We start from the raw sequence: 12,701 nt of genomic DNA, 5'->3' as shown, positions 1-12,701 counted from the left end.
CCTACGCTCCGCTACTCCATTTCTAACTTCATTCCATCTTCTCGGTACTGAAAACCAGACTTTTTGAACACACACTTTATTTCAACATAGTTTTTTCTATTTTCTTCCTTATGATGGCATGTTTATTGTAATCACCCCTGCTTGCCACTGTCTATGGGGTCGCGTGACCTTCACATATCAATTCTGGTGACTTTCATCCGCTCCGATTTCAAGAGTAACAAGCTTCATGTTGTAATAAATTCTCCAGTTGTAAAATAAATCCTTCATTTATAGCTCAGAAGCTTCTCCCTAAAAATAAATGCTGCGGCAAGCCCCGGACTCCACGAACGCCCGATCTTGACATGCATACGATATATCACTCCTCGGGTTAGTCACCAGGATGTAGGGAGGCCTGTTCGATGAATATTCAACTCACTGCGTTACACTATGTCTATCTGGCATTTATCGTCTTGATCATTGCCGTAATGATCCGGCGCAGGGACACCACCATCATCTGTGTCGCAGGTATTATGACCATTGGACTTCTGGCAACAGAAACCTTAAGCGGGTCAGTTGCTGGGATCTTCAGCAGTTTTATCTATGCAACAAAAGAATTGTTAAGTACGATTTTCATCATCTCGATTATTGTGGCAATGAGCCGTGTTCTGATCAGAACAGGCATTAATGAGGTCATGGTAACACCTGTCACCCGGTTTATCCGTTCTCCTCAGGTCGCGTATTGGGGTATCGGATTGATCATGATGGTCGTATCACTATTTTTCTGGCCATCCCCGGCCGTAGCACTCGTCGGTGCAGTACTCCTTCCTGTAGCCGTGCGTGTAGGTCTTCCCCCGATTGGAGCCGCCATTGCCATGAACCTGTTCGGACATGGGATTGCACTGTCGGGAGATTACATTATTCAGGGGGCTCCCAAACTTACAGCTGATGCGGCGGGTATACCGGTTACTTCCGTCATGACGGCCAGCATACCTCTGGTCATTGTCATGGGAACGGTATCTACACTTACAGCCTTCTGGATGCTGCGCAAAGAGATGAAATCAGGCGCACCTGTTCATTCCCCAAATTTTATATCAGGTACCGTGACCACGGAACCTTCTTCCTCATCAGAGGCTGTGTCCACCTCCCTACCCACTGATCAGCCTGTTCAACGTCAAGTCATGTCGCCCCGTTTGCAAAAGACGTTCGCTCTGCTTATCCCTCTGTTATTCGCAGTTGATGTGATTCTGATGTTTGTATTGAAGTTGCAAGGCGGCGACGCAACAGCTCTGATTGGCGGAACTGCTGTGGTTATACTGATCGCTGTTACCCTTGCCGCACATCGACATGCGGGACCAGAGGAAACGACCAGTTATTTAATAGAAGGATTTCAGTTTGGTTTCAAGGTGTTTGGACCGGTTATTCCCATAGCCGCATTTTTTTATCTGGGAGATGCTGCGATTACGGAGTTGTTCATCAACCCTCTTCCTGAAGGTTCACACGGGATTGTGAATGATCTCGGGGTTGCACTTGCTGGACTGGTGCCATTGAATGATACGGTGGGAGCCATTACAATGACGGTAACTGGAGCAGTGACCGGAATGGATGGTTCGGGGTTCTCGGGGATATCCCTGGTTGGCTCGATTGCGTCCATGTTTGCAGGATCGGCAGATTCCGCACCTGTGCTGACAGCACTCGGTCAGGTTGCAGCTATATGGGTGGGTGGTGGGACTTTGATTCCATGGGCATTGATTCCTGCTGCTGCAATCTGCGGAGTCAATCCTTTTGAACTTGCAAGACGCAACCTGAAGCCTGTACTGCTGGGACTCACGGTAACAACAATTGTAGCCATCTTTCTGATCTGACCAAAGGTTATTTACACTGACACTACGATGACAGAAGCACCTTCCAATCGCTGTTATTCCCAGATTTTTTTGATCCCCTTTCTCAAGGGGAAATCCGGTAATAGCGTATGCTTCCGATGCAGCTTTCTTTCAGAAAGCTTTTAGGCTACCGCTTTGCTTTTTCAGGTTTTTTCTGTCCTCTCCGTTATCGTGTAAATGATTAGTTCATCTCAAATAGACATTTTAAAAAGACGTGCGTGAACGCGCCCAGTTCCAGAGATTTTCACGTTTCATCTCTGCCAGATGCAGCATGTCCACATATGGATCTCCCTGTAATCCAAGTACAGAAGCAAAAGCAGGCTCCGTCTTCCACCCTGCCTGTTTCAGTCTGCGGATCTCACGGTGTCCCGCGTCTCCCCAACAGTTGCAACAATCTCCACTCTACGATCATATGTAGGTATGCATTCTGCCTGTAAACTGGCACGGATTGGGCAAAAATCTCCACAGACCAATGTCCCACTTGCAAATTACAAGTCACATAAGGACGTTGGTCTGGAAGATCCCCACCACGTACACATTGAAATTCAGCAATGGCTCCGATTCGATTGTATATCTCGGCTTCAAACACATCCAGATCCTCTGCATAACACAGCAGATCCAGATCACTGCCCGGAATATCAATATCAATTGGTACCGTTCCTGCTGGATATGGGTGATAGTCAGCTAATATCTCGAGCAATCCACTGCTCTGTAACACATGATATGCGTCCTGCTGACGTGCATTACCCGAAGCCAGATGTGCCATTACTTCTGCGGTAGTACTCATCTCCCCGCCTTGGACCACAGTTAGTTCGAGCCGCCTGTAATGACCTGTTTCACACGTCCCACTTGACCGCTCGTCAGTCGTACTTTGATTCCGTGTGGATGCGTAGGTGACTTGGTTAACAGATCCTTTACAATGCCACGTGTCAGCTTACCTGTAGCTTGATCCTGCTTCAGCACAATGTCCACTTCCAGACCTGGCTTAATATTTACACGTTGTTGTCCATTCATCATATTCACTCTCCTCTATGTCGTAATTCATATCTTGTATACTATATAACCCTTAAACACAAAGCTCCATCTATTGTAGACGTTTTGGTTTCAAAACAAAAGGGACGCGGCAATAACCTCCTACGCCTGGTTCAACGTTTTATATGGGACACATGGAGACCAAGATAAAGAAACCGCAGGTCTCTTCATCTGAGACTTACGGTTTCTAAATTGGATTACCATGCTTAGGGTTGCACGTGCTCCAATATTGACGAAGGTGAAGTGTTGTTCTTCGCAGCTTCGCGTGCCTTCACAGCAAGCAGTTCAGACACCGTCACGAATTGGTATCCTTGCTGCTGTAACTTCGGCAGAATTGTTTTGAGTGCAGCTACCGTATGGGACTTGCCTTCCACCTTATCGTGAAAGAGTACAATATCCCCATTTCGTGCGTTATTCAGTACTTTTTTAACGATAGCCGATACACCTGGAGAAGCCCAGTCCCGTGTATCCTGATGCCAAGACCAGAGTACAATGGTATACCCTTTTTGTTTGGCAGCCTGGATGACCATGTCATTGTAATAACCGCCCGGTGGCCTGAACAACAGGGGACGCTCTGCACCTGCTTCAATGATGGAACTTTCTGCTTCGTTCATATCCTTCATGTACTTGTCCGCACTAGTAGATCGAACTGCATACGTGTGCGCATAGGTATGATTGGCGATTTCATGCCCTTCGAGCTGTTCCTGCTTAATCAGTTCAGGAAATTTATCTGCCCACTTGCCAAGTACAAAAAAAGTTCCTTTAGCATGATACTGCTGTAACAAAGCCAGAATCTGCGGAGTCTGAATCGGATCTGGTCCATCATCAAAGGTAAGGGCGATGAGTTTATCCTGTGTGGGAACTTCCCACACAATCTCTCCTCGTTCCTCATAATACTGACGGTTCTTCTGTACAGGCTTCGCATAGGCAGAACTGCTACCCAGCAAAATAATTAGCGTGAACATTCCGATGACTCGGGCTGCCTTCAGGTTCATGTGGTGTCCTCACTTTGTCTTCATACGTAAACTCCCTGTTAGCATTTCCCGATTCACCCGAACTCATTAACGAAAGATCTGATCCACGACTGCAATTTCCTCAGCAGTTAATTCCACATTTAATGTTTGCAGATTGTTAATGACCTGCTCCGGTCGCTTGGCACCCGGAATCAATGCATCAATCGAAGGCTGAGTCAGGTACCAGGCCAAAACCAGATGAGCAACCTCAACATCTTTGGATTGTGCTATGCTGCGCAGTTGCTCAACTTTATCGAGATTTTCAATAAAAGCTTCACCTGTAAACAGCGGGTTCTTCGCCCGTCCATCCTGAAAGGTTGTATCACGATTATATTTCCCGCCAAGCAGTCCCGCTGCCAGAGGGAAGTAAGGAACAAAAGAAATGTTATGCTCAGCCGTATACGGCAACAGCTCTTTCTCCGCATCTCTTTTGAACAGATTATATTCAGATTGCAGTACATCTACATGCCCGTCCTTGTTGGCTTCACGCAACTGATCAATGGAGAAATTAGATACGCCAATGGCACGGATTTTGCCAGCGTCTTTTAATTGTTTTAACGTATCTACCGCTTCATCCTTAGGCGTATGTTCATCCGGAAAGTGGATGTAGAACAGATCAATGTAATCGGTTTGCAGACGTTTCAACGCCTCATCCACGGATGTTTTCAGAAAAGCAGGTGAGTTATCCATGACAATCTTGCCATCCACTAATTTATGAGCTGCCTTGGTTGCAATGATGGTATTCTGCCGCTGACCGGTTTCCTTCAGTACTTCACCAATCAGTCGTTCGGAATGCTCCGGTCCATAGATGTATGCCGTATCCACAAAGTTAATACCTTGTTTCAAAGCTGTACGAACCACTTCCTTACCCGTCTCATCATTCAGCATGTCCGGATAGATATTATGTCCGCCTACTGCATTCGCACCCAATCCAATGGGATTCACGATCAGATCCGTATTGCCCAATCGAATTTGTTGTTCTGCCATGTCTCATCTCTCCTTCACTGATCGATATAAGTACATTTCTGTAATGATGCATGTTTCTTGTTACATATTATATCAAACCATTTAGCATATTTAAAATATCGGATTTATCGGATTAGGTGTTTTTCAGCGCAGTTGCTTCCACGTCGTTAATAAACCGGCGCAGTTTCGCAGCCACATCACGGGTGATTTCGCCGTTTTCATACAGTTGCTGAACCGTATTGCGCTGTTCCTGAATGGCCACCATCTGCAACTCCAATTTCTCCTGATTAAACGGATCTTCCGTTTTACCCTGGTTCCAAGTGCGCAATTTGGCAATTACACGCTCATACTTGGCAATGACCGACAGTGCGACGACTCGATTCCCATCGTTCATATGGGCACGAATACCCTTAATTGCTGCTTCAGAGGTGCGTAACTTCACCTGACGGAACAGTTCTGCATTCTCAAGCATGAATGGTTGCTTCGGCTTCTGGGACCGGTTGGTGAACAGATGTCCTAACACACGGCCGATCTCGCTGATCGAAGTCATGAACTGAGTGTTTGTGCGATTCGCCAGCATCATTTCCTTGCGATCCAGCCAGCTGTCACATTTGAAGGCCGCATCAGAAGCAATTGCATTTTCATCCAGCATTACTTCAACTTCTTTACGCTCCGCGCGGGTGGCAATCAGGTTAATAGCCGTTTCTTGTTTCTGAATATCTTTGCGTTTACCGGCGGTAAGCTGACCTGCGGCCTGTCTGATGTACTTGGACAAGTCGGAGACAACTGCGAGTGCAGCAGCTTTATTCTCATCGTTCATTTCGGATTTGACAGCTCGTATTGCCGCATTGAGCATAATATCATGTGCTTTTCGTTCTGACTTCTGCGGTGTTTCTTCTGTGGATTTCCCATCGTCCTTGGCCAGAACCGGAAGAAACACACTCGCCGCAATCAGGGAGAAGAGGATAACCCCTGCCGCGAGGAAAATAATCAGATCCCGTTCAGGGAAAGGTGATCCATCCTGAAGCACATAAGGGATTGAGAACGCACCCGCCAATGTTACAGCCCCCCGTACCCCAGAGAGGGAAATGATCGTAATATCCTTGAATCTGGGCCGGCCAATTGAGGATTTGGTACGCAACAATTCATTCCCTTGCCAGAACAGATAGATCCAGAGAAAGCGCAGAACCAGCAATAGCACTGAGATCAAACCCACGTATCCCAACACCTGCAGATTATTAAACGATACATTTTCAAAAATGGTACTCAGCACATCCGGGACCTGTACACCCAGAATAACAAACACCAGACCATTTAGTATAAATAAAATGACTGACCATGTGCTCGCAGATACCACCTGCATTTTCAACTGAACAGATTCAGCGCGGTCACGCTCAATGGCGTGAATAATACCGCCTGCCACTACCGCAAGAATACCTGATACCCCAATTTCTTCACTCACCAGATAGATGATAAATGGCGTCAGGATTTGCAGCAACATGTGAATGGTCACATCTTCCATACCCAGTCTACGGATCCATACCCCTAGCCTGATTAACAGAAAAGATAACAATGCCCCGACAAGAAGTCCGCCAATCGCAATCAGAATAAAACTGAAGGTTGCATTCGCCAGGGAAAATACACCTGTAACTGTTGCTGCAATCGCGAATTTGAAGGCCACGAGGCCAGATGCATCATTCATTAATGCTTCACCTTCAAGAAGCCTATGTATGCCTTTGGGCAAATGTACTCGCCCTGCCATGGCGCCAACGGCCACTGCATCTGTCGGGGACAATATGGCTGCAAGAGCAAAAGCAGCAGGTAACGGAATCGAAGGAATCAGCCAGTGAATGGCATATCCCGCCACGACTACCGTCACGAATACAAGTCCTAGTGCAAGCAGAAGTATCGGTGCACGCAGATTCCATAATTCATTCCTTGGTGTTCGCTTACCATCGTTGTATAACAAAGGTGCGATGAAAAGTACAAAGAACAATTCCGGATTCAACGGCAGGTGAACACCTGCGGGAAGCAAAGCTATAGCTACACCAAGCACAATTTGAATGAGCGGAACGGGAATAAAGGGTACAAACCGGTTTAAAATATTTGATAAACCAATTAGTACCAGTAACACAAGTACGGCAATAAATATTTCCATGATGACAATCCCTTTCCGCTATAGAAGTGGTGAAACCTTTGTTGTATAGGTTTATTTTAACATAATCCATACTTTATTATAAAAATGTTGTCATATTCATATACCCATTCAACTGGTTTCAGACTAGTCTGAATGAAAGAATTCTGATGGATTCTGTATATAAGATGTTACAATATGCTCAGGACAATACCCGTTTGGAAAGGAACTTGCATCTATGGCATTTGGAATTAAACGACAAGAGCTTGCTGCGTGGAAGGAACAAGTGGCTCGGGGTGAGATCGCGTACCTCACTCATTTCTGGATTGACAACCGATTCCCCGGCATCACCAGTGTCACCAAAGTTGGCTGCGCAGATCTGGAACGTCTCGAGCGTTGGTGCAACGATCATGGGCTGGACCCGCGATACATTCATCGGCGGCAGCCATTTCCCCACTTTGACCTGATGGGCAGCAAACAAAAAGAAGTTTTGATCCAGGAAGGCTTAACGGATCATGTGGTTCGCTTTCATTTGTAAACCAACTCAAAAACGCCAGTCTTCAAGGTTCATCCCCCCGCAATTAGGGACGAACTCATGAGGACTGACGTCTTCAAGGAATCAAGTCATATATGGACTACCGGTGGATCTGCTCAAACGACTTCATGTTCTCCAGCAGTTTCAGTTCAATTTTCTTCAGCATGCCAAACATCTGCTGTTGCTCCTCTTCGGAAAGTGCTTGCAACAATTCCCACGTCATTCGGCCGCGATTCGCATTAAGTGTCTTGGCAAGCTGCGCGCCTTCATCCGTTAAGGACAGCCACACAATTCTCCGATCTTCTTCACTGCGCACCCGCTGGATCAACCCTTCCGTCTCCAGTTGATTCAGTACAATGGTGGTTGCGCCGGAAGACAAACTGAGTTGTCTGGCCACATCAACCGCCATACATTTTTTTTCACGTAAAATCATGCCCAATATATGACTTTTTGTCGGATTCAGTTTACAGTTGGTTTCGGTCTTCTGCTGCTGATCCAATACTTTATTTTTATATCTGAAGAAGGCCTCCAACAATTGATCTACATTTGCCAATTGAGAGTTTCGCTCCGTATCCGGGCTCATAAACGTTCCTCCTGCCTTTCATCATAACCTACCTTATATTGTAACATATTTACACTGTGATGTTTGTGAAAAATGCGCTTGTATCCCACACCCTATCGTTGACTGCAAGACTCTTGTTTTATTTCGGGTTTCACCTATTGCATTATGGCAACGGGTTTGTTTATAATAACCTATATCTTTAAAGTTACTTTTAGTTACTTAATGATTTTAATAAATCTGTTGTTATAAAGTAAATAAAGCGTCACCATTATAATGTAAGGGACTTATGCACATGAATCAGAATATACAATCTCAACTCAAAACGGATGTTTGTATCGTCGGCGCTGGACCTGGTGGTGCTTTGCTTTCTTACTTACTGAATCAAAAAGGAATCTCCACGATGCTCATTGAGCGGCAGCCCCACCTGCACAAGTCGTTTCGCGGGGAGTTGCTCAATGTGGACGGCGAAGCCATTTTAAATAAACACGGCCTCTATTCCCTCATCCAGGAACGGGGAGCGCTACTCTTGGAGCAGATTCAGTATTGGGAAAATGGGCAGATTATTCATACGGTATCACCAGGCAATGGAGAATCTCATGTTGGTATTCATGTACCCCAAGATCATCTCCTGGAAGCCATCGTGTCGCACGCTCAGCAGCACAACTCCAATGAACAAGTACTGTTTAATACCATCATGACTGGCTTGCTACGAGACAAAAACGGCCAGGTCGTGGGTATTAACATTCGGCAGAACGGCGTTCCTGCCTCCATTCAAGCATCTGTTATTGTTGGTGCTGATGGCAGATACTCTGCTGTACGCAAACATTCCGGTATGACCCCGGAGATTCGCAAGCACGGGTATGATCTGCTCTGGGCACGCATTCCGGCACCCGTAGGTTGGGAACCCGCTGTTCGGATGGCCAGCATGGATGGTCAACAGCTCGCACTGTTCTCACAGTTCGGCGGTTATGTTCAGATTGGATGGAACATTCCCGAGGGAGCTTACTCCAAGCTGCGAGAGCAGCCGATTGCTCCTTTTGTAGATAAACTTGTATCTGCTTTTCCTTGCCTGTCTGATTCTGTAGCTTCCAACATTCAGAGCTGGAGTGATTTTGTTCTGTTATCTGTCGAAAGCAGCTATTGCCAGTCGTGGGCACAGGACAATGTTGTACTCATCGGTGATGCCGCTCATACCATGACACCAACCGGTGCGTTTGGACTTAATGCCGCGCTCGAAGATGCGGATGTGCTCGCCGAATTACTTGTCCAAATGGCCGCAGATCAATTCAGTTCCACTGCACAACTTCAGGAACTTCAGACGATTCGCGGTGCAAAGGTACAGCAGCAACTTGCACGACAAGTGGAGATGGAATCCTCTTTCCAACAGCGTTATGAATCCTTTCTCTAAACCCAGTTAATACGGATAAAATGTTTATATGCCCAAACAGCCGATCACTTCCTCATAGAGAAGAATCGGCTGTTTGGCTTGTTGGTTTATCTTTTTTATGTAATTCCGTACCCTTCTTCATTTTCGTTTGCGTGGAGCAAACGTGTCTTCTCTGGGTGCTTCTTGTACAGTATCAACGTCCTTCGGATAGGATGAGATGTTATCTTTTTCATATACCGCTTTCTCCAGATTGCTTAAGCGGCGCAATACTTGTTTGCTTTTACGAACGATATATACAATACCAATAATCAGCAGGATCAACATCAGAATGAATATAACCATCTCCGGATAAAAGACAAATGACATAAAATTACCTCCTTTTGAAAACGATTGCTTTCCATCATTCTAACCTTAATATGCCAACATGTGAACCCGATTGGAAGTTTCGCTTGTGGACTAAGGACAGGGTAACCTGACACAACGACATGAACTCGCCTGCTGCAAAAGCAAAAAAAGGTGGCATCCCTGATCAGGATTACCACCTTGAACCTCGAATAATATTTGAAGTCTATTATTATTATTATTTTATCCTTCTCTGCCGTTCATGGCACTAACCCGAAGTTCTGTCAGTGGCAGAGACGTTTGCTCTGGGTGACGTAGTCTCACTGTTCGGCTTTCACCGGGGAGCAGATCGAAATAATTGTCACTGAATCGGACACGCCCAAGGGGAAGCTCCAGCTTCACCAATCGTGCAATCGCTCCACTGGCCGTAACCGTTACAGACTGTTCCTCTTCGTTCACATGTACGCTCAATTGCGACTCTGGCAACGTCACATCCTTAGGATCACGCAAGAAGTATCGATTGCTCGGCGCCGCAAACCCTTCGGATACCAGCTCAACCATTACTTCCTCCGCACGTCTGCCCTGTAACACCTCTGCTTCAGTTAATTCAGCAATACACAGTGAGGTTTGAGATGTTACTTCAACAGCATGTGAGCTGGAGTAGATCTTCTCTCCATTTAATGCATAGACATTGAGTCGAAGCTCCCCTTTCAAGACTTCACGTGTATCGTTCACGACCCACAATGCAAGCGGCTCCCCCGGCTCATGCTCCAGTGACAACAGGACAGGATGAAAGAATATTTTCCCGTAATAAAAGGATGCCTTCGGTAGCAGTTCATAATCAATCATGGACCAGCTTGTTCCTGGCCAACTGTCATTTAATTGCCACACAAGCGCACCGCTGTTACGGTGATTGATGCGCCGGAAATGTTCAATTCCATAGCGTAATCCTTCTGCTTGAGTCAGCATGGAATAATTCATGTACTCCTCTATATTTTGCGGAATGCCTGTGTAACCTTCCATCAACAAAATACCTTTTTGATGATTGGTATCCTTGTTACGATAGGCCATCTCCGGACTGCCCCAGTAAAACTGCCCTGCGGGCATATTTTTCTCCAGCGTGTAACGATTGGCCGAGGCGTGCATACCAAATTCACTGCTGAACAACGCATGATCCTTTTTATAATTTTTGAACGTTACACCTTCAATGCTGTAGTCCAGCAGTGGTGGCTCTCCATGCTTCCTTGGATAGACCGAACCATGCCATACCTGCCAGTTGTGGCGATCCCCCACATCCGGGTCATTCGCATCCTGACCGTTGCTGTCTCCGAACGGCGAAGAAGGCCAGTACGGACGAGACAGATCCAAGCGCTCCAGCACTTCAGGGATTAGCTCATGATATATCTGTTCGCCGTAGAACGGACTGGTAATATCTCCACTTGCCGACTTCATATCATAGAGCCAGTCTATCTCGTTATTACCACACCAGAGAGCAAGCGAGGCACGGTTACGCAGGCGCAGGACATTGTTTTCTACCTCTTGCCGCACATTATCCATGAAATCACGATTGAAATCAGGGAACAATGCATTCGCAAATGCAAAATCCTGCCACACCAATACGCCTTGTCGATCACACTCATCGTAGAAGACATCCTTCTCATATATACCACCGGCCCAGACACGCAGCATGTTCATATGTCCTTCCACCGACAGCTCGACAAGCTCACGATATCGAGAGTTCGGGATGGCGCCAATCAGATGATCAGCCGGAATCCAGTTGGCTCCCTTGGCGTAGATCTTGACTCCGTTCAGGATAAAAGCAAATACATCTTCACCCCGTTCATTGTGAAGAGCCAGCTCAATCGTTCGTAACCCATAAGGCTCGCTATAACGATCCACCTCAACGCCATCTGCGAATAATGTAACCTCCAGTGTATACAGATACGGCTCACCCAGATCATGAGTCCACCATAACTGCGGTGACGTAACGTTTAATGTGGTATCCGCTTTGCCACCCTCTACGGGTAGTTCAGTGACACCTGCCACCTCGTGTCCGCTGCGATCCAACAGACGAACATTACAGGACGCAACCACAGCCTGCTCTCGTTTTTGTTTGCTACGGAAAGACAAGACGGATTTCACATCTGCCGTGACACGCAAAACAGCCATCTCAGTACTGACTGATTCCGTTCGAGCATACACATTTTCCAGCTTGGCGATTGTTCGTTTTTCCAGCCTTACAGCACCCCAGATCCCCACTGTAACCATACGTGGACCCCAGTCCCAGCCAAAGTTCATCGCTGCTTTGCGCAACCATGGCCGTTCCTTCGTATACGAGGACCAGTCGAAGGTTTCTTTGTCCCGGTGATGCAGGTGTAGCGGATCGAACTTGACAGCAATCGCATTCCAGCCACTGCGTACCAGAGACGTTACATCAAATGCATGTGACATAAGCATATTGGCCGTTTTCCCGACTTCATGGCCGTTCACGTAGACCGTTGCAAACGTATCCAATCCTTCAAACACCAATTCAAAGTGCTCCTCCGTCTCTGCATCTCTCACCAGATTGAAGGTTGTGCGGTACCACCATTCCTTTTGTTCAATCCAGCGACTTTTGGCATCATTATGTCCATAATAGGGCGGATCAATGATACTACGCTCAACCAATGCAGCATGTACATCGCCAGGCACTTCAGCCCCAATCCAGAAACGGTCATCCAGCGCAGCTGCTGCCACATCCATTGCCCGCTTCTCTCCAACTTCAAAATGCTGTATCTTCCATTGTCCCGATAAATCCTGACTTGAACTATAAGTCTTCACAGTACGCCCTCACTCTCCAATAACCCTGAGTAATACCACATCGAAAACGTT

At 46.6% G+C, this 12,701-nt stretch carries 11 protein-coding genes; 3 read left to right on the top strand and 8 right to left on the bottom strand.

Going from position 1 to position 12,701, the window contains the following annotated elements:
* Positions 1–398 precede the first annotated feature (398 nt).
* Complete coding sequence (locus NZ043_RS19825; protein ID WP_133384264.1) at positions 399–1,841, top strand: hypothetical protein; 1,443 nt, start codon at positions 399–401, stop codon at positions 1,839–1,841.
* A 376-nt stretch (positions 1,842–2,217) separates the two neighbouring features.
* On the opposite strand, the gene NZ043_RS19820 is transcribed toward NZ043_RS19825, so the two are convergent.
* The 5 genes from NZ043_RS19820 to NZ043_RS19800 form a co-directional block, all read right to left on the bottom strand.
* Entirely contained in the window at positions 2,218–2,646 is a 429-nt protein-coding gene (locus tag NZ043_RS19820) for a DUF4269 domain-containing protein (RefSeq protein WP_339309092.1), read from the bottom strand.
* Positions 2,647–2,666: 20 nt separating this feature from the next.
* A complete protein-coding gene (locus NZ043_RS19815; protein WP_026081155.1) occupies positions 2,667–2,873 on the bottom strand; it encodes a YwbE family protein in 207 nt (68 codons plus the stop codon).
* 224 nt (positions 2,874–3,097) lie between these two features.
* Positions 3,098–3,886: a polysaccharide deacetylase family protein gene (locus tag NZ043_RS19810; RefSeq protein ID WP_133384262.1), complete on the bottom strand. Its 789-nt coding sequence runs from the start codon at positions 3,884–3,886 to the stop codon at positions 3,098–3,100.
* 66 nt (positions 3,887–3,952) lie between these two features.
* A complete protein-coding gene (locus tag NZ043_RS19805) occupies positions 3,953–4,891 on the bottom strand; it encodes an aldo/keto reductase (protein WP_133384261.1) in 939 nt (312 codons plus the stop codon).
* Between the two features lie 112 nt (positions 4,892–5,003).
* Positions 5,004–7,028, bottom strand: coding sequence for a Na+/H+ antiporter (locus NZ043_RS19800; RefSeq protein ID WP_339309091.1), 2,025 nt, complete (start codon positions 7,026–7,028; stop codon positions 5,004–5,006).
* A gap of 214 nt (positions 7,029–7,242) precedes the next feature.
* On the opposite strand from NZ043_RS19800, the gene NZ043_RS19795 reads away from it, so the two are divergent.
* Complete coding sequence (locus tag NZ043_RS19795; protein WP_091032117.1) at positions 7,243–7,542, top strand: hypothetical protein; 300 nt, start codon at positions 7,243–7,245, stop codon at positions 7,540–7,542.
* Positions 7,543–7,639: 97 nt separating this feature from the next.
* Here NZ043_RS19795 and NZ043_RS19790 read toward each other — a convergent pair whose 3' ends face one another.
* A complete protein-coding gene (locus NZ043_RS19790) occupies positions 7,640–8,122 on the bottom strand; it encodes a MarR family transcriptional regulator (RefSeq protein ID WP_091032120.1) in 483 nt (160 codons plus the stop codon).
* 271 nt (positions 8,123–8,393) lie between these two features.
* Between NZ043_RS19790 and NZ043_RS19785 the strand changes: the two genes are divergently transcribed.
* A complete protein-coding gene (locus tag NZ043_RS19785) occupies positions 8,394–9,509 on the top strand; it encodes an FAD-dependent monooxygenase (RefSeq protein ID WP_133384259.1) in 1,116 nt (371 codons plus the stop codon).
* A 117-nt stretch (positions 9,510–9,626) separates the two neighbouring features.
* Here NZ043_RS19785 and NZ043_RS19780 read toward each other — a convergent pair whose 3' ends face one another.
* Both NZ043_RS19780 and NZ043_RS19775 read right to left on the bottom strand, forming a co-directional pair.
* Positions 9,627–9,854 (bottom strand): hypothetical protein, encoded by a 228-nt coding sequence (locus NZ043_RS19780; RefSeq protein ID WP_047842410.1) that lies wholly within the window; start codon positions 9,852–9,854, stop codon positions 9,627–9,629.
* A 219-nt stretch (positions 9,855–10,073) separates the two neighbouring features.
* On the bottom strand, positions 10,074–12,572 hold the full coding sequence (locus NZ043_RS19775) for a glycoside hydrolase family 2 protein (RefSeq protein ID WP_133385928.1): 2,499 nt from the start codon (positions 12,570–12,572) through the stop codon (positions 10,074–10,076).
* Positions 12,573–12,701: the final 129 nt, after the last annotated feature.

The organism is Paenibacillus sp. FSL k6-2145, from assembly GCF_037976585.1.
Classification (GTDB): domain Bacteria; phylum Bacillota; class Bacilli; order Paenibacillales; family Paenibacillaceae; genus Paenibacillus.
The sequence above is the reverse complement of the archived record's forward strand: the minus strand, read 5'-3'. Positions and strand labels throughout refer to the sequence as shown.